The sequence below is a fragment of the Streptomyces afghaniensis genome, from assembly GCF_044327915.1.
In the GTDB taxonomy this organism is placed as follows: Bacteria; Actinomycetota; Actinomycetes; order Streptomycetales; family Streptomycetaceae; genus Streptomyces; species Streptomyces afghaniensis.
Window position 1 is genome coordinate 493740 of sequence record NZ_JBIRGJ010000006.1, and the last position, 20745, is coordinate 514484.

The 20745-nt window shown below is 73.1% G+C and carries 19 protein-coding genes and 1 riboswitch; of the genes, 7 read left to right on the forward strand and 12 right to left on the reverse strand.

Features of this window, described 5'->3' with window-relative positions:
* Window positions 1-2: 2 nt before the first annotated feature.
* The 3 genes from ACH4G3_RS24710 to ACH4G3_RS24720 are packed head-to-tail and all read right to left on the reverse strand — an operon-like array spanning window position 3 to window position 1677.
* Entirely contained in the window at window positions 3-722 is a 720-nt protein-coding gene (locus ACH4G3_RS24710; protein ID WP_397626536.1) for an isocitrate lyase/PEP mutase family protein, read from the reverse strand.
* Complete coding sequence (locus tag ACH4G3_RS24715; RefSeq protein ID WP_397626537.1) at window positions 719-1165, reverse strand: carboxymuconolactone decarboxylase family protein; 447 nt, start codon at window positions 1163-1165, stop codon at window positions 719-721. Before ACH4G3_RS24715 ends, ACH4G3_RS24710 begins: the two co-directional genes overlap by 4 nt.
* A complete protein-coding gene (locus ACH4G3_RS24720; protein WP_397626538.1) occupies window positions 1162-1677 on the reverse strand; it encodes a carboxymuconolactone decarboxylase family protein in 516 nt (171 codons plus the stop codon). Before ACH4G3_RS24720 ends, ACH4G3_RS24715 begins: the two co-directional genes overlap by 4 nt.
* Window positions 1678-1724: 47 nt before the next feature.
* Between ACH4G3_RS24720 and pdxR the strand changes: the two genes are divergently transcribed.
* Both pdxR and ACH4G3_RS24730 read left to right on the forward strand, forming a co-directional pair.
* Window positions 1725-3113, forward strand: a complete 1389-nt coding sequence (gene pdxR / locus ACH4G3_RS24725; protein WP_397626539.1) for a MocR-like pyridoxine biosynthesis transcription factor PdxR — start codon at window positions 1725-1727, stop codon at window positions 3111-3113.
* A 48-nt stretch (window positions 3114-3161) separates the two neighbouring features.
* Window positions 3162-3629: a carboxymuconolactone decarboxylase family protein gene (locus tag ACH4G3_RS24730; protein WP_354740997.1), complete on the forward strand. Its 468-nt coding sequence runs from the start codon at window positions 3162-3164 to the stop codon at window positions 3627-3629.
* Window positions 3630-3699: 70 nt separating this feature from the next.
* Here ACH4G3_RS24730 and ACH4G3_RS24735 read toward each other — a convergent pair whose 3' ends face one another.
* From ACH4G3_RS24735 to ACH4G3_RS24765, 7 genes are all read right to left on the reverse strand, one after another.
* Window positions 3700-4500: an aminotransferase class IV gene (locus tag ACH4G3_RS24735; RefSeq protein WP_397626540.1), complete on the reverse strand. Its 801-nt coding sequence runs from the start codon at window positions 4498-4500 to the stop codon at window positions 3700-3702.
* A gap of 11 nt (window positions 4501-4511) precedes the next feature.
* Window positions 4512-5690, reverse strand: a complete 1179-nt coding sequence (locus tag ACH4G3_RS24740) for an FAD-dependent monooxygenase (protein WP_397626541.1) — start codon at window positions 5688-5690, stop codon at window positions 4512-4514.
* The gene (locus ACH4G3_RS24745) at window positions 5687-7246 is read right to left on the reverse strand and encodes a class I adenylate-forming enzyme family protein (protein WP_397626542.1); all 1560 of its coding nucleotides are present in this window, start codon (window positions 7244-7246) and stop codon (window positions 5687-5689) included. The genes ACH4G3_RS24740 and ACH4G3_RS24745 overlap by 4 nt, the downstream gene beginning before the upstream one ends.
* A 71-nt stretch (window positions 7247-7317) precedes the next feature.
* Entirely contained in the window at window positions 7318-8841 is a 1524-nt protein-coding gene (locus ACH4G3_RS24750) for an AMP-binding protein (protein ID WP_397626543.1), read from the reverse strand.
* Window positions 8838-11720: an aminodeoxychorismate synthase component I gene (pabB, locus tag ACH4G3_RS24755; RefSeq protein ID WP_397626544.1), complete on the reverse strand. Its 2883-nt coding sequence runs from the start codon at window positions 11718-11720 to the stop codon at window positions 8838-8840. The genes ACH4G3_RS24750 and pabB overlap by 4 nt, the downstream gene beginning before the upstream one ends.
* Window positions 11721-11750: 30 nt before the next feature.
* Complete coding sequence (locus tag ACH4G3_RS24760; RefSeq protein ID WP_397626545.1) at window positions 11751-12365, reverse strand: antibiotic biosynthesis monooxygenase; 615 nt, start codon at window positions 12363-12365, stop codon at window positions 11751-11753.
* A gap of 88 nt (window positions 12366-12453) precedes the next feature.
* A complete protein-coding gene (locus ACH4G3_RS24765; RefSeq protein ID WP_397626721.1) occupies window positions 12454-13296 on the reverse strand; it encodes a DMT family transporter in 843 nt (280 codons plus the stop codon).
* Between the two features lie 141 nt (window positions 13297-13437).
* Here ACH4G3_RS24765 and ACH4G3_RS24770 point away from each other — a divergent pair, with 141 nt between their 5' ends.
* The 5 genes from ACH4G3_RS24770 (at window position 13438) to ACH4G3_RS24790 (ending at window position 18517) form a co-directional block, all read left to right on the forward strand.
* Window positions 13438-13797 (forward strand): hypothetical protein, encoded by a 360-nt coding sequence (locus ACH4G3_RS24770; protein ID WP_397626546.1) that lies wholly within the window; start codon window positions 13438-13440, stop codon window positions 13795-13797.
* A 16-nt stretch (window positions 13798-13813) separates the two neighbouring features.
* Window positions 13814-14995, forward strand: a complete 1182-nt coding sequence (locus ACH4G3_RS24775) for a glutathionylspermidine synthase family protein (protein WP_397626547.1) — start codon at window positions 13814-13816, stop codon at window positions 14993-14995.
* Window positions 14996-15116: 121 nt separating this feature from the next.
* A riboswitch (ZMP/ZTP riboswitch) is annotated at window positions 15117-15202 on the forward strand.
* Complete coding sequence (locus ACH4G3_RS24780; protein WP_397626548.1) at window positions 15202-16683, forward strand: glycine hydroxymethyltransferase; 1482 nt, start codon at window positions 15202-15204, stop codon at window positions 16681-16683. Its footprint overlaps the riboswitch before it by 1 nt.
* A 100-nt stretch (window positions 16684-16783) precedes the next feature.
* Window positions 16784-17797 carry a tryptophan--tRNA ligase gene (gene trpS / locus ACH4G3_RS24785; protein WP_397626549.1) on the forward strand — a complete coding sequence of 338 codons (1014 nt, stop codon included), beginning with the start codon at window positions 16784-16786 and terminating at the stop codon, window positions 17795-17797.
* Between the two features lie 141 nt (window positions 17798-17938).
* Complete coding sequence (locus tag ACH4G3_RS24790) at window positions 17939-18517, forward strand: 2'-5' RNA ligase family protein (RefSeq protein WP_397626550.1); 579 nt, start codon at window positions 17939-17941, stop codon at window positions 18515-18517.
* A gap of 12 nt (window positions 18518-18529) precedes the next feature.
* On the opposite strand, the gene ACH4G3_RS24795 is transcribed toward ACH4G3_RS24790, so the two are convergent.
* Together ACH4G3_RS24795 and ACH4G3_RS24800 are read right to left on the reverse strand one after the other, a co-directional pair.
* A complete protein-coding gene (locus ACH4G3_RS24795; RefSeq protein WP_397626551.1) occupies window positions 18530-19285 on the reverse strand; it encodes a decaprenylphospho-beta-D-erythro-pentofuranosid-2-ulose 2-reductase in 756 nt (251 codons plus the stop codon).
* Between the two features lie 19 nt (window positions 19286-19304).
* Window positions 19305-20687 (reverse strand): decaprenylphosphoryl-beta-D-ribose oxidase, encoded by a 1383-nt coding sequence (locus ACH4G3_RS24800; RefSeq protein WP_397626552.1) that lies wholly within the window; start codon window positions 20685-20687, stop codon window positions 19305-19307.
* Window positions 20688-20745 lie beyond the last annotated feature (58 nt).

Genomic DNA, 20745 nt, shown 5'->3' on the forward strand with positions numbered 1-20745 from the left:
CCCTACGGTCGCAGGCCGGCGGCGATCTCCCGCAGCGCGCGGGTGGCCCGCCGCTGGAGCCCCGGCCCGAACGTGATCCGGGTGGCCCCTCGCGCGCCGAGTTCGGCGGGCGTGGGGCCGCCCTCGGTCGGGGCACCCACGTTGATCGGCCCCTGGATACCGGCCCGCAGCAGCGGCAGCACCTCCGGCGGTGCCCCGATCGGATAGACGCAGTCGGCGCCCGCGGCGACGTACAACGCGGCCCGCTCGATGGCCGCTTCGGGATCGGCGACCCCGCAGGAGAAGGTGTCCACGCGCGCGTTGACGAAGAGCCGCCCGCCGGCCGCCTCCCGCACCTCGGCCAGCCGGTCGGCGTGCGCACGCGGATCCTTGAGCACCCCGCCCTCGGAGTCCTCCAGGTTGCACCCCACCGCCCCCGCCTCCAGCAGCCGTTCCACGAGCTCCTTCGGCGCGAGCCCGTACCCGCCCTCCACGTCCGCCGACACCGGCACGTCGACGGCCCGGACGATCCGGGCGACCGCCGCGAACATCTCGTCGGCCGGGACCTGCCCGTCCTCGTACCCGAGGGAGGCGGCGACCCCGGCACTGGGCGTCGCGAGCGCCGGGAACCCGGCCTCCGCGAACACCCGGGCGCTGGCCGCGTCCCAGGGCCCGGGCAGCACCAGGGGATCGCCGGGCGCCCGGTCGTGGTGCAGGGCGCGGAACATCTCGGCCTTGCTCATGGCGTGTGACCTCCCGGCGGAACCCGGCGGCTGACCATCACCCGGTTCCAGTTGTTGATGGCGACGACCAGGCCGATCAGATGGGCGAGCCCGGCCTCGTCGAAGTGCTTCGCGGCCTGCTCGTACACCTCGTCCGGCACAGAACCGGTGGTCAGCACCGTCACCGCCTCCGTCAGCGCGAGTGCGGCCCGCTCCCGCTCGTCGAAGACGTCCCCGGCCTCCTCCCAGGCCGCCAGCAGATCGAGCTGCTTCTCGCTCACGCCGTGCTCGCGGGCGATCGCGAGGTGCATGTCGAGGCAGAACGCGCAGTGGTTGAGCTGCGAGGCGCGGATCACCACGAGTTCGGCCAGGGCCGGGTCGCCGAGGCCCTTCTTCGCCGTGGCGCTCAGAGCTGACAGGGCCCGGCCGACCGCCGGGTCGAGCGCCCGCGTCCGAGCCGTCACTTGTACTGGCCCGGCTGGTAGTGCCCCGGCGTCATCCGGCAGGTCACCCCGAACCGGTTCCAGGCGTTGATCGTCGTGATCGCGGCGATGAGCTGCGCCAGCTCGGCCTCCTCGAAATGCTTCGCGGCCTTCTCATACACCTCGTCCGGCACGAAACCGTCCGTCAGGACCGTCACGGCCTCCGTCAGCTCCAGGGCCGCGAGCTCCTTCGCGGTGTAGAAGTGCCGCGACTCGTCCCAGGCGCTGAGCTGGAGGATCCGCTCGACGCTCTCGCCCGCCGCGAGGGTGTCCTTGGTGTGCATGTCGATGCAGAAGGCGCAGTGGTTGATCTGGGAGGCGCGGATCTTCACCAGCTCGTACAGCTTGTGGTCGAGGCCCTGCCGGGCGGCGATCTCCAGTCGGACCATCGCCTTGTAGACCTCGGGCGCGTGCTTGGCCCAGTCCAGGCGGGCGGGCTCCTCGGGGGCGTACTCCACGGTCGTGTCGGTCGTGCCATCGCTGTGCGTCGTCATGTCCTCGACCCTAGGAAGAAAGCAGCCCAGGGGTATGGTCCATTTCCATGGCGGAACAGTGGGCCACTTTGGGCATCGACCTGCACCTGGAGCCGACCGGCCCGGGCCTGCGCCGGGGGCTGACCGACGCCCTGCGCGAGGCGGTGCGCTCCGGCCGGCTGGCCCCCGGCACCCGGCTGCCCTCCTCCCGCGCGCTCGCCGCCGACCTGGGCATCGCCCGCAACACGGTCGCCGACGCCTACGCCGACCTGGTCGCCGAGGGCTGGCTCACCGCCCGGCAGGGCTCGGGGACCCGGGTCGCCGCCCGGACGGTGGTACCGCCGGCCGGCACGGCATCCCACCCCCGTGAGCGCGGCCGCCCCGCCTACGACCTGCGGCCCGGCAGCCCCGACCTGGCCTCCTTCCCGCGCGCGGAGTGGCTCAAGGCCGCCCGCCGCGCCCTGACCGACGCCCCCCACGACGCCCTCGACTACGGCGACGCCCGGGGCCGCCCGGAGCTGCGCGCCGCGCTCGCCGGCTATCTCTCCCGGGCCCGGGGCGTACGCGCCGACCCCGAACGGATCGTGGTGTGCTCCGGGTTCGCGCACGGCCTGAAGCTGCTGGGCACGGCCCTGCGGGCGCGCGGGGCGCGGACGGTCGCCGTCGAGTCGTACGGGCTCGACGTGCACTGGAGACTCCTGGCCGCGTCCGGTCTGCACACGGTCCCCCTGCCCTTCGACCAGTTGGGCACCGACCCCGGCGCGTTGTCCGCCGCCGACGCGGTCCTCCTCACTCCCGCCCACCAGTTCCCCATGGGCGTCCCCCTGCACCGCGACCGCCGCGCGGCCGTCGTGGACTGGGCGCGCCGCACCGGCGGCCTGGTCCTGGAGGACGACTACGACGGCGAGTTCCGCTACGACCGTCAGCCCGTGGGCGCGCTCCAGGGGCTGGACCCCGACCGGGTGGTCTACCTCGGCACCGCGAGCAAGGCCCTCGCCCCCGGGCTGCGGCTCGCCTGGATGGTGCTGCCGCCGGGCCTCGCTGAGGAGACCGCCGCGGCCAAGGGCGGGATCGACACCTGCGGGGTGCTGGACCAGCTGACCCTGGCCGAGTTCCTCGACGCCGGGGCCTACGACCGCCATGTCCGCGCGACCCGCCTGCGCTACCGGCGCCGCCGCGACGCCCTCGTCGCCGCCGTCGCGGCCCGGGCGCCCCAGGCCCGGGTCACCGGCATCGCGGCCGGGCTGCACGTCCTGCTGCGGCTGCCGCCGGGCACCGAGCAGTCGGTGGTCCAGGCGGCCCACTGGCAGGGCCTGGCGGTCCACGGACTCGCCCGCTACCGGCACGCCGCCGCGGTCGCCGAGCCGGCCGACGCCCTCGTCGTCGGCTACGGGACACCGCCGGACCACGCGTGGTCGGGGGCGCTGGACGCGCTGTGCACGGTACTGGCGGGATAATCGCGCGAATTCCCCTCCGGAATGCCGCTCAACGGATATGGTCACCCCATGAGCGAAAGCACTTCTCTGCCCCGCGTGGCCCTGAAGAAAATAACTCCCGACGTCTCCGCCGCAATGGGCTCCCTGCACGCCGCCGCCGTTTCCGCGGCGCAGGACGCCAAACTCGAACCGGAACTGCTGGAACTGGTCAGGATCCGCGCCTCGCAGATCAACGGCTGTGCGTTCTGCATCGACATGCACACCAGGGACGCCCGTGGCCAGGGCGAGACCGAGCAGCGCATCTACGCCCTGAACGCCTGGCGGGAGACGCCGTTCTTCACCGAACGCGAGCGTGCGGCACTGGCGTTGACCGAGGCGGTGACGCTCGTCCACGACGGCCGCGTCCCGGACGCGGTGTACGCCGAGGCGGCCGGGGTGTTCGAGGAGAACCAGATCGCGGCACTCATCTGGTCGGCCACGGTCATCAACGCGTACAACCGGATCGCGATAGCGACGCGCATGGTTCCGAAGAACTGAAAAAGGAATTGAAGCAGTCAGCGAAAAACGCGCCGGGTCGAATTCGACCCGGCGTCGCCATTTCCTCGAGTCAGTCGGCCGGCAGTGGCTCCATGAGTCCGTCCAGCCAGTTCCGCCATTCCCCGGCCCGCTGAGCCGGAGGCACCCGCATCGGCCGCCCGACCCAGCCCGTCACGGGCCGGATCCCGTGCAGCGCGTTCACCAGCCACACTTCACGGCCGTCCAGCTCTGCCACGGTCCGCTCCCGGTGCGCGATCCGGATCCCGGAGCGCAGTGCCCGCTCCTGGACCAGCCCGGACGTCACGCCCGGCAGGACGGGCAGCCGGGGCGGGGGCAGGCACAGGGTGTCGTCCTCCCACCACAGGACACTGGCCGTGGCCGACTCCAGCACCGTGCCCGAGGGCGCGATCAGCACCGCCTCCTCCGCGCCCTCGCCGCAGGCCCGGCGACGCACCCGCGCCAGGGTGTCCAGGTCCGGGCCCTTGCGGCGGGGCACGGTCCGCGGATCGGACTGGCCCGCCGCCCACAGCCGCACCCCCGTGCCGAGCGGCGGCGCGGGCCGCAGCAGCAGCCGCAGCTCCAGGGAGCCCGCCGCGAGCTCCACCCGCGGGAACCACGCACCCGTGCGCGGCAGAACGGCGGTCACGTCCTGCCAGAAGGCGACGAGCAGGCGCGGCTGTGGCCCGCCGCAGTCGGCGCAGGCCCGCGCGAACCGCTCCCGGTGCCGGTCATAGGCCCGCACCCGGCCCTCGCGCACCAGCCACGAGTCCGCGACCAGCAGCCGCCCCCCGGCCGCCTGGTCCGCGGCCGGGGCCAGCCCACGGCCGGGCGCCCACGTCCACAGGCCTTCCGCCACCGCCGCTCTTGTCACCGACAGCCTCCTCAGTACTTGCGTCCCGCCACGGCCGGCGCCCCGTGCCGGGGCCCGTACGGCGCGTGTTCCAGCCATGACCCGCACCACGGCAGCACCGGCGCCAGTGCCGCCGCCGTCCGCTGCCTGACCCGGACGATCCGGCGGCGCGGCCGCAGATGGTCCAGGGCGGCACCGGCGGCGGCGCTGTTGAACAGGGCCGCCGCCCGCCGCACCTCCGCGAACCCGGCGACCGCCTCGCCGGTCCCCGCGGCGATCGCCTCGGCGGCGGCCGCCGCGTCCGCGATCCCGCTGTTCATGCCGCGTGCCCCGAACGGCGGGAAGAGATGCGCCGCCTCGCCGGCCAGCAGCACCCGCCGGTGCGGATCGGTGAACGCGGCCGCCACCTTGCGCAGGAAGCGGTACGTCGACACCCACAGGATCCGCTCACCGTAGCCGTCCCCGACGACCGAGGGCAGCCAGCGCCGTACGGCCTCCTCGGTGCCGAACTCCTCCGGCCGGTCGTCGTCCCGGCACTGGAGGTCGACCTGGAAACCCCCGGTGAACGGCACCCGCATCACACTGCGCCCGCCCACCCCGGGATGCTCGTAGTGGAAGACCCGCTCCAGCGGCAGCTCAGCGCCCGGCACGTCGGCGACGTCCACGACCACGTGGAAGCCCTCGCCGTGCGTGCCCTCCAGGGCGATGCCCAGCTCGCGCCGGACCCTGGAGCGGGCCCCGTCGGCGGCGATCGCGAACGCGCCGGACCACACCCGCCCGTCCTCACCCGTCAGCCGGACCTCCCTCTCACCGGCGCTCACGCCAGTCACGCGCGCGCCCCACACGAACTCCACCCCGGCCTGCGCGCAGGCAGCGCGCAGGAACCGCTCGGTGTCCGTCTGGCGCAGGCTGGTGAAGGGCGGCGGACCGGACGACGGCGGGAACGTGCGGGAGTACACCTCACGTCCCCGGTAGAGGGTGCGCCTGGTGTGCCAGGTCCGCCCGTAGGAGGTGATCTCGGCGGCGAGGCCGGGCCGCATCGCGTCCAGCAGGCCGAGGGTCTCCCGGTGCACGAACAGGGCCCGGCTGCCCGGCCGTTCACGGTCCTCCGGCTCCGCCTCCAGCACGACGGCCGGCAGCCCGTGCGCCCGCAGCGCCAGAGCCGCCGACAGGCCCACGGGACCGGCGCCCACGACCAGGACCGGGGTCATGCCCGGACGCCTTCGGAGAGCATCCGGGCGATCTCCACCCGCTTCACCTTCCACGTCGCGGTCATCGGCAGGTCCTCGAACCGCCACTGCCGCGGCTCGGCCATCGCCGGCAGTCCCGCAGTGGCCCGGCGCCAGCGCTCCGGGTCCAGGGGCCGCTCGCCGCGCACGCACACCACCGGCACCGGCTCCCGGTCCGCGCCCGGCACGATGACCACCTCGCGCAGCTCCTCCAGCCGGGACATCAGCGTGTCCTCGACCTCCAGATTGCTGTGCACGGCGTCGATCTGATCCACCTCACGGTCGATCAGGTACAGCGCGCCCAGCCGGCTCCGGTAGCCCATGTCGCCCATCTCCCACCAGCCGTCGGTGAGCTGACGGTCGTAGCGCTCCGGCATGCCGAGGTAGGTGAGGATCCGGCCCCGGGTGCGGGCCTCGATCCGGCCCGGGGTGCCGGGCGGGACCCGCCCGCCCCCGGCGCCGGTGACCCGGACCCGGGTGAAGCCCGGTATCCCGAACCCGACCCGGCGCCCGTCCGCGCGGGCCGCGCTGCGCCGGGTCACCACCTGGAACGCCACCGGGCCCGTCTCGCTCTGCCCGTACAGCTGGACCAGCCAGGGCGCACGGCGCCGCGATGCGCCCAGCAGCCGCCGTACGGTGCGCGGATGGATCGCGTCGAACGTGGAGCCGTACGCCCGCACCCGGGACAGCGGGGCACCGGGCGCGTCGGCCAGCTCCTCCCACAGCACGAACGTGTTGGGGTGCGTCTCCACGATGCCGGGCCGGTGCCGGACCAGCAGCGGGCCCACCGCGGCCGGATCCGGGTCGGTGATCAGCACCAGCGGGCTGCCGAAGTGCAGCAGGACGCCGAGCAGATGGTAGAAGCGCGAGTGCACGAACGACATGTGCAGCGCCGCCGGCTCGCCCCGCGTGGGCCAGCCCATCGCCTGCTGCGGCACGAGCCGGTTCCACATGGTGTGCGCGCAGTGCACGGCCAGTTTGGGGACGCCGGTGGTGCCCGAACTGTGGGTGATCAGGGCTGGTTCGCGGGGGTGCAGCCGGACCGGCGGGGGAGGCTCGGCGCCGGCGTACTTCGCCAGGGACTCCGCCCCGGCCGCGTCGTCCACGCTGAGCGTCCGCCGCACGAGCCCGGACAGGGCGAGCTCTCGCAGGCCGTCCAGGGTGGCGCTGTCGGTGATCAGCCAGGGCCTGCGCAGCCGTTCGAGCAGCTGCCCGGCCACGGCGGGGGCCAGCGCGGGCGACAGCAGCACCGGCACGGCGCCGATACGGGAGACGGCACAGGTCAGCAGCATGATGTCGACGTTGTCCGCCTTGTGCACGACGACCTGCTCCGAGGGCCGCACCCCGGCCTCCCACAGCCGCCCGGACAGGTCCTCGACCAGGTCGGCCAGCACGGTGTAGCTCAGGTCGACCCCGAGGGCGGGGGCGACGTCCAGCGGCCGGTCCAGGGTCACGAAGACGGCCCCGTGCCGGTCGGCCGCACGCCGGAAGACCGGTCCGAGATAGAAGCCGCGGTCGGTGAACAGGGGTGCTCGCATGGGGTCGTTCCTCTCTGCGGGGTTCACCAGGCGCCCGTCTACGGGGTTCACCAGGTGCCCGTCTGCGGGCTTCACCAGGCGCCCCGTCGCACCAGATGGCGGCGCAGCTTCCCGGTCGGGGTGCGCGGCAGCGACGGGACGAAGCTGACGCTGCGGGGGACCTTGAACGCGGCGAGGCTCTCCCGCGCCAGGCCGATGAGCTCGTCCGCCAGACCGTCCCGCACCGGCGCGGAGGGGACCACGAAGGCCCGCAGCCGGCTCGCGCCCCGCCCGTCGGGCACGGCCGCGACGACCACCTCCCGCACCGCCGGATGGCCGCGCAGCACGGCCTCCACCTCCAGCGGGGAGACGGTGATGCCGCCGACCATCTCCATGTCGTCGGCCCGGCCCAGATGCCGGTAGGAGCCGTCCGGTTCGCGGCACGCCCGGTCACGGGTGGCCAGCCAGCCGCCCACCAGGGTCCGGGCGGTCTCCTCGGGCCGGTTCAGATAGCCGGGCGTCACCGTCGGCCCGCGCACCCACATCTCGCCCTCCTCGCCGTCCGGCACCGGGCGGCCGTCCCGGTCCCGCAGCTCCACCTCGAAGCCGGGCACGGGACGGCCGACGGTGCCCGGGTGGTTGTGGGCGAAACCGTTGGCGCAGAACGCGTGACCGGCCTCCGTGGAGCCGATCTGCTCCAGCACGGGCGCGCCGAGCAACGCGCTCACCTGCTTGGCGAGCCCCTCGGGCAGCCCCTCGCCGGCCGACACCGCGGCCCGCACCGAGGCGAAGCAGCCCTCGTGCCCGTGGCCCCGCTCGGCCACCAGCGCGGCGTACGCGGACGGCACGGAGTACAGCAGCGTCACCCGGTGCCGGGCGACGAGTTCGTCGATGGTCGCAGGGGTGGGGCGCCGGTCCACCAGCACCGCGGACGAGCCGGAGAACAGCGGGAAGACGAAGGCGTTGCCGAAGCCGTAGGCGAAGAACAGCTTCGACACCGACAGGGTGACGTCCTCCGCGGTGATCCGCAGCACCCGCCGGCCGACGAGGTCGTGGTACGTCCGCGGGTCGCCGTGCGTGTGCACGACGCCCTTGGGGCGGCCCGTGGTGCCGGAGGTGTACTGGACGTAGAGCGGGGTGTGCGCGTGGACCTGGTGGGCGGGCGCGGGCTCGGCGGCGGGGGCGAGCGCCATGAGCTGGTCGGCGCCCAGGCGGGCCCGTCCGGCGAACCGCTCCTCCAGGCCCGGGCCCGTCACACAGAGCACGGCTTCGGTGTCCTCGGCCAGGAACGCGTGGTCGGCCGCGGGGAGTTCGGGGTTGACCAGGACCGCGACGGCGCCGAGACGGGCGGTGGCGAGGAAGGCCGTCACCCAGGCGAGGGAGTCGGGCAGGGCCAGCAGTACGCGGTCCCCGGGGCGCACCCCGTGCCCGGCGAGCACGGTGGCGGCCCGGGCCGCGAGGTCGTGCACCTCGCCGTGGGTCCAGGCCCGGTGCCCCTGGTGGAAGGCGGTCCGCCCGCCCCATCCGCGCCGCTCGGCGAGCTCTTCGAGCTGGGCCGCGAGGTTCCCGGGCGCCTCGGCCTCGGCGGGGTGCAGCACCGCCTGCGGACTGGTCATCGCCGCGCCTCCTCGGTGGCCCCGGCCCGGTCACCCGGCGGGGCCTGCCACCGGATCCGGTCGGCCGTGTGCTGGTGCAGGGCCCGCATCGGGGCCGCGGTCTTCAGCAGCATCTCCTCGTACTCCGCGTCCGGATCGGAGCCGAGGACGATCGCCCCGCCCGCCCCCAGATGCATCTGGCCGTCGGCGAACACGGCCGTACGGATGACGATGCTGAGGTCCGCGCCGCCGCCGCACCCGAAGTAACCGAGGGCGCCCGAGTACACGCCCCGGGCCTCGGACTCCAGCGAGTCGATGATCTCCAGCGTGCGCAGCTTCGGCGCGCCGGTCATCGAGCCGCCGGGAAAACAGGCCCGGACACAGTCCACCGCGTCCGTGTCCGCCCGCAGCCTGCCCTGCACGGTCGAGACGAGCTGGTGCACGGTGGCGTACGTCTCCGTGGCCATGAGCTTGGAGACCCGCACCGAGCCCGTCCGGCAGACCCGGCCCAGGTCGTTGCGGAGCAGATCGACGATCATCAGGTTCTCGGCCCTGGTCTTGGCGTCCGACGCCAGCGCGTCCCGCAGCCGGGCGTCCTCCTCCGGCCCGTCCCCCCTCGGCGCGGTCCCCTTGATGGGCCTGGCCTCGGCGGTGCCGTCCCGCCCGATCCGCAGGAACCGCTCGGGCGAGGACCCGGCCACCTCCAGCTCCCCGAATCTCAGGAACGCCGCGTACGGGGCCGGGTTGTCGCGGCGCAGCGTCCGGTAGAACTCCAGCGCGTCGGGCGGTGCGGGTAACCGGGCGGCGTTGGTCAGGCAGACCTCGTAACTGGTGCCCGCGCGCAACTCCCGCTTGCACGCCTCGATGTCCGCGAGATAGGTCGCCCGGTCGCGCACCAGCCACGGCTCGGCGGCGCCCGGGTCCGCCGGGGCCGGCGGCACGGGCAGGGGCGGCCGCTGCGTCGCCACGCAGGTCAGGTCGGCCAGGGTGCTCTCCAGCCAGTCGGCGGCCTCCCGCGCGGCCTGCGGGGTGTCCTCCGCGAGGCAGACGGCGTACGTGAAGCCCTCCTGGTGGTCCACCGCGATCACCCGGTCGGCGAACAGCCAGGCGGCGTCCGGGACCGGGGAGCGGTGCCGGTTGGGCGACCCGCAGTCCGCCTTCACCTCGTAGCCGAAGTAGCCGACGTACCCTCCGGTGAAGTCGAACGGCAGCCCGGTCGCGTCCACACGGCGGTTGCCCAACTGCCGCTTGAGATAGTCGAAGACACTGGCCGCGACCTTTCTCACCGGCCGCCCCGCCCGCTCGATCTCACAGCGCCCGCTTTCGACGTCGTACCGCACGAACTCGGCGAGCGGCCCGCTGCCGTCCCCGAAGAACGAGAACCGCGACCGCCCCGGCTCCACGAGCGAACTGTCGAGCCAGAACGCCCGCGGGGCCCCCGCGTACATCCGCCCGAAGGCCGCCTCGACATCCACGGCCCCGACGATCCGCCGACTGTGCAGCCGGTACCCGACACGGTGGGGGCGCCGGGGGCGGGGGATGGTGGCGCTGGGCGGCGCCACGGAGCCGGAGGGGCCGGAGTCCCCGACCGCCCCGTCCTCGCCCCGCCCCGCGCCCGGGTCACCCTCGCGCTCCACCCCGCCGACCGAGCCGGCCCCAGCCCCTGCGGACGAACCGGCCACGACGACCCGACCAGGCCCACCAACCGGACCGGCTCCGGAGGCGACCACGCTCCCGGCGGACGGCACCGCCCCGTCGGCCGTCCCGGCGGCGTCGGCCGACCTGGCCTTGTCAGCCGTCCCGGCCGGGTCAGCGGTCCCGGTCGCGAAGGACGGGCTGGCTTCGGTGGAGGGGCGGGTTCCGGGGGCGGGCTCGGTCGTCCCGGTGGGCGTTACCGCCCCGTCGGCCGTCCCGGCCGGGTCAGCGGTCCCGGTCGCGTCGGACGGGCTGGTTCCGGAAGCGGGCACGGTCCCGGTGGACGGCACCGTCCCGCCAGTCGTCCCTGCCCCGTCAGTCGTCCCTGCCCCGTCGGACGGGCCAGACCCGGTGGATGGACCGGCCCCGGAGGGCGACGCGGCCCCTCCGGGCAGGACGCTCCCGCTCGACCACCCGGCCGGCGCCATCCCGCCCAGCCGCCCACCCCCGGCGGCCGGTGCAACTGCCCCGGTCACCGGGATCACCGCTGCCTGGAGCGCGGCCGCAGGCCAGCGGCGCGGCGCCCATGGCCGAGCGATCCCGGCCTCGCACTCCGGTACCACCACGCGGCGTCCGGCCGCCTCCGGTGACGGCACGGCCGTGTTCTTCGTCCGGAGCTTGCCGGCCCGCTCCGCGGTCAGGTTGCGGAAGTTCACGAGCATGCGATGGCCGTACTCCGTGAGGACGGACTCCGGGTGGAACTGCACGCCCCACAGTGGCCGGGTGCGGTGCCGCAGTCCCATCAGGACGCCGTCCTCCGCCCAGGCCGTGGCCTCCAGCATCTCCGGCAGCGGCTCGCGCACGGACAGCGAGTGGTAGCGGACGGCGGTGAAGTTCTGCGGCAGGCCATGGAACAGGTCGCGTTCGTCGTGCCGGATCGTGGAGAGATGCCCGTGCCGCGGCTCCGGCGCGGGCCCCACCACCCCCCGCTCCCCGAGCGCGATCCCCTGATGGCCGAGACACACACCGAGCACCGGAACCGGGGAGGTCGCGACCAGCCTCGCCGCGATGCCGAAGTCACGCGCGTCCGCCGGGTGCCCAGGGCCCGGGGACACCACCAGGTTGTCGAAATCCCGGAGATCCGGAACCCCGTCGACGGCGGCGTCGTTGCGGACGACCACCGGCTCCTCGCCGTTGACCTCGGCGATCAGCTGGAACAGGTTGTACGTGTACGAGTCGTAATTGTCGATGAGCAGGGTCTTCACCCGCCCACCTCCCTCTGTTCGTTCGCGGGCCTACGTGGCCCGGCGTTTGTGCCGACCGCGGAGCGCCTGGAGCGACGGGTACAGCCATTTCCTGAAGAAACGCTGGAGCCGCGGCATGAGAATCCAGGTGACAAGGGCCGTCACGCACAGACATAACAACAACGTGCGGATCAGTGCATTGAGGTCACCGAGATAGGGAAGCACCGTCAGATTGAACAGGAGCACCGGGGGAAAAACCGCGCTCATATTCACGAACCACAGTTTCCATTTCGACGGCGGAGCCGGCGGCGCCGGTGTCAGAGTCTGCGCCTCGAACCAGGCCCGGGCCCCCCGCACCCGCCTGCGCGCCGCCTCCTGGGCAAGTCCGTCCAGCCGGGCGTCCCACTGTGCCCGGGAAGGCGATTTCTCCCAGGCCAGGGCCGAACCCTCGCTGGCGAAGCGATAGACGACATGCCACTCCGCCCCTCCGTCGACAAGTACCCCACCCCCCAGAAACCCCGGTTGCCGCGCGGTCGCGCCCAGCATGGCCCACCCCCAGGAGTGGAAGTCGGCCGCACGGCCCGGCGTCACGCGATAGGCCACGGTGACCGTGACGGGATTACTGGTCACGCCGTCCCATACGGAAAGCGGTTCACCCGCGTTCAAGATTCAACAAACAATTTTCCGATCGTCCGGAAAGTGAAGCTTTTGGGCAGGTGGGAAACACCTCGGAGCGCGGGGGCGTGAGCCTCGATCACCTGGGCGTGACCGCGCTCTCCTCCTGCTCGACCGGCGCCTCCCCGAACCGCGACAGCGCCAGCGCCCCGGCCACCGCCACCGCGAAACCGAACACCGCCAGCCAGCCCAGCCCGGGCCGCGTGCGGTCCCCGAGCCACACCACTCCGATCAGTGCCGGCGCGACGGTCTCCCCGAGCACCAGCCCGGCGGTCGCCGTCGTCACCGACCCGCGCTGGAGGGCGGAGGTCAGCAACAGGAACGCGGCCCCGCCGCCGAGCAGCAGCGCGTACACCGCGGGGTTCGTGAGGAGCGCACCGGGCGTCAGCCCGTCGATGAGCCGCACCGCGACCTCCACCACCCCGAACCCGAGCCCGGCACCCAGCCCGAGCGCCAGCGCCCGCCCCCGCTCGGGCAGCCGCCCGCCCACCGCCCCGAGCAGCAGCACCCCGCCCGCCGCCGCGAGCATCGCCCACTTCAGCCAGACCGGCCCGCCCTCGTCGCCCTCCGCGCCGGAGGCCAGCCCCAGCAGCGCGAGCCCGGCGCACACGACCCCCACCGCCGCCCACTCCACGCGGCTCAGCCGCGCCTTGAGCAGCCGCGCCGCCACCACGGCCGTCACCGCGAGGCTCGCGGCCAGCGCCGCCCCCACGGCGTAGATCGGCACGGACCGCAGCGCGACGATCTGGAGCAGGAAACCGAGCCCGTCCATCCCGAGCCCGGCCAGATACCGCCACTGCCGCAGCGCCCGCCACAACAGCGCCACGTCCCCGCCCGGGCCGCTCGCCACCGCCCGCGCGGCCATCGCCTGCAGCACCGTCGCCGTGCCGAAGCAGACCGCCGCACCAAGGGCGCACACCATTCCAAAGATCACAAAACGACAGTAGGGGAGAGGGCGTGAGCCGGGGGGTCGTGCGGGCCCGTTCACACCGGTCTCTAGGCTGACTGCTCGGCAGTACATGACAGGGACACGCAGTACACGGGGACACGGGGAGACACGCACATGGCTGAAACACGGCGACGACTGCGCTCGAGCACGGTGGTGCTGGGCGGCATGGGTGTCCTCGCGGCGGCCCTGTCCGCGTGCGGCTCCGACCCGGACCGCCGCTGCGTGGACCGGGACAGCTACGACTACATCAACGGCTACAAGATCGTCGCCGACAAGAACTGCAAGTCGGGCTCCTCGTCCTCCTCGTACGGCAAGGGTCGCAAGAAGACCGGCAGGACCGGCACCACGAACGCCGACTGGTACTACGACGCCGACGTCAGCGGCCGCTACGCCGACAACGGCACCTTCAGCCGCAGCGAGGCCGTCGACCGGGGCGGCTTCGGCTGCTCGGGCTCCGGCAGCGGCGGCGGCTGACCGGGGTCGTACGCACATGGAACGCCGCACCATCACCCCCCGCCCCGACTGGCAGCAGACCGTCGAGGAACAGGGCCTGATCTACCCCCTCACCCGCTACCCCGACGACTCCCTGCGCCCCTACTGGGATGAAAGCGCCTACTACGCCTTCACCCTCCCGGAGATCGAGGCCCTGGAAGAGGTCGTCGAGGAACTCCACCGCATGTGCCTGGCGGCGGCCGAACACATCGTCACGGAGGACCGTTTCGCGGACCTGGGCATCACCGACCCCCGCGTGGCCCGGACGGTCGCCGAGTCCTGGCACCGCCGTGCCGAACTCCCCTCCGTCTACGGCCGTTTCGACCTCCGCTACGACGGCACCGGCCCGGCCAGGCTCCTGGAGTACAACGCCGACACCCCCACCTCACTGGTGGAGGCCGCGTCCGCCCAGTGGTTCTGGATGGAGGACCGCTTCCCCGGCGCCGACCAGTGGAACTCCCTCCACGAACGCCTGATCGACGCCTGGCGGAAACAGGCCGCCCTCCTGCCGCCGGGCAGCCCCCTGTACTTCGCGTACTCCTCCGCCGACGAACTCGGCGAGGACCTGATGACGGTCGCCTACCTCAAGGAAACCGCCGAGCAGGCAGGCCTGGACACCGACTGGATCTCCATGGAGGAGATCGGCTGGGACCGCCTCTCCGGCCGCTTCGTCGACAACCGCCTCCGCTTCATCCGCAGCATCTTCAAGCTCTACCCCTGGGAGTGGCTCACCACCGACCGCTTCGCGGACCACGTCCTGGACACCCTCGACAACGGCGGCGGCACGGGCACGACCCTCTGGATCGAGCCGGCCTGGAAAATGCTCCTCAGCAACAAGGCGCTCCTGGCCATCCTCTGGGAGCTGTACCCCGGCCACCCCAACCTCCTCCCGGCCTACCTGGACGGCCCCCGGGACCTGCCCGCCAAGGGCTGGGTCGCCAAGCCCCTCCTGGGCCGAGAGGGAGCCGGCGTCACGATCCACGAGCCCGGCTCACCACCCGCCCTCCGCGACGAACCCTGCTGCTACCAGCAGCTGGCCCCCCTGCCCGACTTCGACGGCAACCGCGTGGTCCTGGGCGCCTGGGTGGTGGAGAACGAGTCGGCGGGCCTGGGCATCCGCGAGTCGTCGGGCCTGATCACCGACGAGTACGCCCGCTTCCTGCCCCACGTGATCTTGTAAACGGAGCTCAGGGGGAACGTACCCAGGGGCGCGGGGAACTGCGCGACAAGCCACGACGCGCCCGCACTCGGCAACGCTCACCAACCCGGCAGACGCTCCCCGGGCCCGCCCGGTAGGCTGATCCCCGGGCCGTGACTGGCGCGCTGGGATGGATCAACCATCGGGGAGCGGCCCGAGCAGAGAGAGCCGTGCGCCTGGGCCGTACCGTGAACGCTGAACGCAACGTCCGGAGGTCCCACATGCCAGCCGAGCCCCTCTCCACCGCTTCCACCGCCTACCGCGCCGCCCTCGACGTCATCCGCGCCGTCGAGCCGCGCGTAGCCGACGCCATCGGCCAGGAGGTCGCCGACCAGCGCGAGATGCTCAAGCTGATCGCCTCGGAGAACTACGCCTCCCCGGCCACGCTGCTGGCGATGGGCAACTGGTTCAGCGACAAGTACGCCGAGGGCACCATCGGCCGCCGCTTCTACGCCGGCTGCCGCAACGTCGACACCGTCGAGTCCCTCGCCGCCGAGCACGCCAAGGAGCTCTTCGGCGCCCGCCACGCCTACGTCCAGCCGCACTCCGGCATCGACGCCAACCTCGTCGCCTTCTGGTCGGTCCTCGCCCAGCGCGTCGAGGTCCCCGCCCTGGAGAAGGCCGGCGCCCGCCAGGTCAACGACCTCTCCGAGGCCGACTGGGCGGAGCTGCGCCGCGCCTTCGGCAACCAGCGCATGCTCGGCATGTCCCTGGACGCCGGCGGCCACCTCACCCACGGCTTCCGCCCGAACATCTCCGGCAAGATGTTCGACCAGCGCTCCTACGGCACGGACCCGGCCACCGGCCTCATCGACTACGAGGCCCTGCGCACCTCGGCCCGCGAGTTCAAGCCGCTGATCATCGTCGCGGGCTACTCGGCCTACCCCCGCCTGGTGAACTTCCGGATCATGCGCGAGATCGCCGACGAGGTCGGCGCGACGCTCATGGTCGACATGGCGCACTTCGCCGGCCTGGTCGCGGGCAAGGTCCTCACCGGCGACTTCGACCCGGTCCCGCACGCCCAGATCGTGACGACGACCACCCACAAGTCGCTGCGCGGCCCGCGCGGCGGCATGGTCCTGTGCGACGACTCCCTGAAGGACCAGGTCGACCGGGGCTGCCCGATGGTCCTCGGCGGCCCGCTCCCGCACGTCATGGCCGCCAAGGCCGTCGCCCTCGCGGAGGCCCGCCAGGAGTCCTTCCGCGACTACGCCCAGCGCATCGTCGACAACTCCCGGGCCCTGGCCGAAGGCCTGATGCGCCGCGGCGCGACCCTCGTGACGGGCGGCACGGACAACCACCTGAACCTGATCGACGTCGCCTCCTCCTACGGCCTCACCGGCCGCCAGGCCGAGGCCGCGCTGCTGGAGTCGGGCATCGTCACCAACCGCAACGCGATCCCCGCCGACCCGAACGGCGCCTGGTACACCTCCGGCATCCGCATCGGCACCCCGGCCCTGACCACCCGCGGCCTGGGTACGGCGGAGATGGACGAGGTCGCCGGCCTGATCGACCGCGTCCTCACCACCACGGAGCCGGGCACGACCAAGTCGGGCGCCCCCTCCAAGGCGGCCCACGTCCTCGACGCGAAGATCGCCGACGAGATCTCCCGCAGGGCGACCGACCTGGTCGCCGGCTTCCCCCTGTACCCGGAGATCGACCTCGGCTGAAGCGCCCCGTAAGGGGCGCGGGGGACTGCGCGACCAGCCACAAGGGTCCGCAGTTCCCCACCGCCGAAACCACCCGCGGCCCTCTGAGACAATAAGCAACATGGCCTCTGACCGACCCCGCGTGCTCTCCGGAATCCAGCCCACCGCCGGCTCGTTCCACCTCGGCAACTACCTCGGCGCCGTCCGCCAGTGGGTGGCCCTGCAGGAGACCCACGACGCGTTCTACATGGTCGTCGACCTGCACGCGATCACCATCCCGCAGGACCCGAAGGACCTGCGTGCGAACACGCGCCTGGCCGCCGCCCAGCTGCTCGCCGCGGGGCTGGACCCGGACCGCTGCACGCTCTTCGTCCAGAGCCACGTCCCCGAGCACGCCCAGCTCGCCTGGGTGATGAACTGCCTCACCGGCTTCGGCGAGGCCGGCCGGATGACCCAGTTCAAGGACAAGGCCGCCAAGCAGGGCGCCGAGCGCGCCTCCGTGGGCCTGTTCACGTACCCCATCCTGCAGGTCGCGGACATCCTGCTCTACCAGGCGCACGAGGTCCCGGTCGGCGAGGACCAGCGCCAGCACGTCGAGCTCACCCGCGACCTCGCCGAGCGCTTCAACGGCCGTTTCGGCCAGACGTTCACCGTCCCGAAGCCGTACATCCTCCGGGAGACGGCGAAGATCTACGACCTTCAGGACCCGTCGATCAAGATGAGCAAGTCGGCGTCCACGCCGAAGGGCCTCATCAACCTCCTCGACGAGCCGAAGGCCACCGCGAAGAAGGTCAAGAGCGCGGTCACGGACACGGACACGGTGATCCGCTACGACGCCGAGAACAAGCCGGGCATCAGCAACCTCCTCACGATCTACTCGACCCTCACCGGCGAGACCATCGGTGAGCTGGAGGAGAAGTACACCGGCAAGATGTACGGCGCGCTCAAGACCGACCTCGCCGAGATCATGGTCGACTTCGTCACGCCGTTCCGGGAGCGCACCCAGCAGTACCTGGACGACCCGGAGACGCTCGACTCGATCCTCGCCAAGGGCGCCGAGAAGGCCCGCGCCGTCGCCGCGGAGACCCTCGCCCAGGCGTACGACAAGGTCGGCTTCCTGCCCGCCAAGCACTGAACCCGCTCCCGCGCACAGCCGTACCACCGAACAGCGCTGTACATCACTTCGGTTGCGCCTGCCCGTAACCGGGTCGTGGCCGTACAGTCGATAACCGGGTGGTCGTATCAGCGACCCGCAAACTTAACGACAGGAGACGACGTGGGGACCGTAACGATCGGTGTCTCGATCGCGGTCCCGGAGCCTCACGGCAGCCGGCTTCAGCAGCTGCGCGCGGGCTTCGGCGACGCCGCGGCTCACGGCATTCCCACGCACGTCACCCTGCTGCCGCCGACGGAGATCGACGACTCCGCTCTGCCGGCCGTCGAGGCGCATCTGACCGAGGTCGCCGCGGCCGGCCGGCCCTTCCCGATGCGGCTGTCGGGGACCGGGACCTTCCGGCCCCTGTCCCCGGTCGTCTTCGTCCGGGTCGTCGCGGGAGCGGAGGACTGCACGCGGCTCCAGGAGCAGGTCCGCGACCCCGCCGGGCCGGTCGTACGGGAACTGCAGTTCCCGTACCACCCCCACGTCACGGTGGCGCACGGCATCGAGGAGGCGGCGATGGACCGCGCCTTCGAGGAACTCGCCGACTACGAGGCCGAGTGGCCGTGCACCGGCTTCGCCCTCTACGAACAGGGCGCCGACGGCGTCTGGCGCAAGCTGCGCGAGTTCCCCTTCGGCGGTTCGATCGTTCCGCCCCAGGCCGGGCACGTGGAGCGCGGCTCGGTCCCGACCTGGTGATCCGCCCGTAGATCAGATCGGCAGCCGCCGGAACAACCCACGCGGCATGTGCCGCAGCGCCGCCATCACCACGCGCAGCGCCCCCGGCACCCACACCGTCTCCGAGCGGCGCCGCAGCCCCAGCTCGACGGCCGTCGCCACCGCCTCGGGCGTGGTCGCCAGCGGCGCCTCGGGCAGCCCGGCGGTCATCCGCGTCCGCACGAATCCGGGGCGTACGACCATGACGTGCACGCCCGTGCCGTGCAGCGCGTCGCCCAGGCCCTGCGCGAAGGCGTCGAGTCCGGCCTTGCTGGAGCCGTAGATGAAGTTCGCGCGGCGGGCCCGCTCGCCCGCGACGGAGGACATCACGACCAGCGAGCCGTGCCCCTGGGACTGGAGTGAGCGGGCGCACACCAGGCCCGCCGAGACCGCGCCGGTGTAGTTGGTCTGCGCGACCCGTACCGCCGCCTCCGGGTCCCGCTCGTCGCGTGCCTGGTCGCCGAGGAGGCCGAAGGCGAGCAGCACCATGTCGATGTCGCCCTCGGCGAAGACCTTGCCGAGCACGGCCTCGTGGGAGGCCGGGTCGAGCGCGTCGAAGGCGACGGTGTGCACGTCGGCCCCGAGCCCGCGCAACCGCCCGGCGGCCTCCTCCAGGGCGGGCGACGGGCGGCCGGCCAGCCAGACCGTGCGGGTGCGGCGGGCGATCAGCCGGCGGGCGGTGGCCAGCGCGATCTCCGACGTACCGCCGAGGACCAGCAGGGACTGGGGGAGACCGAAGGCGTCCTTCATGACAGCTCCTAGGGATCGCTCAGAGATGGAGGCGGCGGGCCAGGTCGGACACGAACACCCCGTGCGGGTCCAGCTCGGCGCGCAGGGCGCGGAAGTCGTCCAGCCGCGGGTACATGGCAGCGAGCAGTTCCGGGCGCAGCCGGGCGTCCTTGGCGAGGTAGACGCGGCCGCCGGCGGCGGCGACCTCCTCGTCGAGTTCGTCGAGGAACGCGCCGAGGCCGGGCAGGCCCGCCGGGATGTCCAGCGCCAGCGTCCAGCCGGGCACCGGGAAGGACAGCCAGCCCGGGTCGGACTCCCCGAAGCGCTTGAGGACGGCCAGGAAGGACGGGCAGCGGCGCTCGGAGATACGGCGCACGATGCGGCGCAGGGCGTCCTCCTGGCCGTGGCCGACGACGAACTGGTACTGCACGAAACCGCCCCGGCCGTAGACGCGGTTCCAGTGCGGCACGCCGTCCAGGGGGTGGAAGAAGGCGGAGATGCGCTGGAGTTGGCCGGACCGCGCGCGGGGGGCCTTGTGGTACCAGAGCTCGTTGAAGAGGCCCACGGTCGTGCGGCTGAGCAGGCCCTCGGGGAGGAGGGACGGGGCGGCCGGGAAGCGGGAGGTGCGGAAGGACAGCGGGTCCCGGCGCAGGCGGGCGGGGAGCGTGTCCAGGGGCGCGTGGTCGCCGCGGGTGAGGACCGCGCGGCCGGTGGCGGCGCCCCGGGCCAGCAGGTCGATCCAGGCGACCGAGTAGCGGTAGCGGTGGTCGGTGTCCGCCAGCCGGGCCATCAGGTCGTCGAGGTCCTGCGCGCGTTCGGTGTCGACCGACATCAGCGAGGTCTCGACCGGCTGGAGCCGGATCGTCGCGGTGAGGATCACCCCGGTCAGTCCCATGCCGCCCGCGGTGGCGTCGAACAGGGGCGTGCCGGGGATCACCGTGCGGATCTCGCCGTCGGCGGTGAGCAGTTCGAGGGCGAGCACATGGCGCGCGAAGGAGCCCGAGACGTGGTGGTTCTTGCCGTGGATGTCGGCGCCGATCGCCCCGCCGACGGTGACGTAGCGCGTGCCGGGGGTCACCGGCACGAACCAGCCGAGCGGCAGCAGCACCTCCATCAGCCGGTGCAGGGAGACGCCCGCGTCACACAGCACGGTGCCGCCGGCGGCGTCGATCGCGTGGACGCGGTCCAGGCCCGTCATGTCGAGCACGGACCCGCCCGCGTTCTGCGCCGCGTCCCCGTACGCCCGTCCCAGGCCCCGGGGGATCCCGCCGCGGGCCCCGCAGTCGCGGACGGCCGCCACGGCCTCCTCGTACGTCCGCGGGCGGATCAGCCGGGCGGCGGTGGGAGCGGTGCGGCCCCAGCCGGTGACGGTGGTGTGGTCCAGGCCCGAGACGTCCGGGACGGATGCGGTGTCGACAGACATGTCCGTGACCGTATCGTCCCCATGTGAGCTCTTAGTTAGAGAACATGGCGCCCCTCCC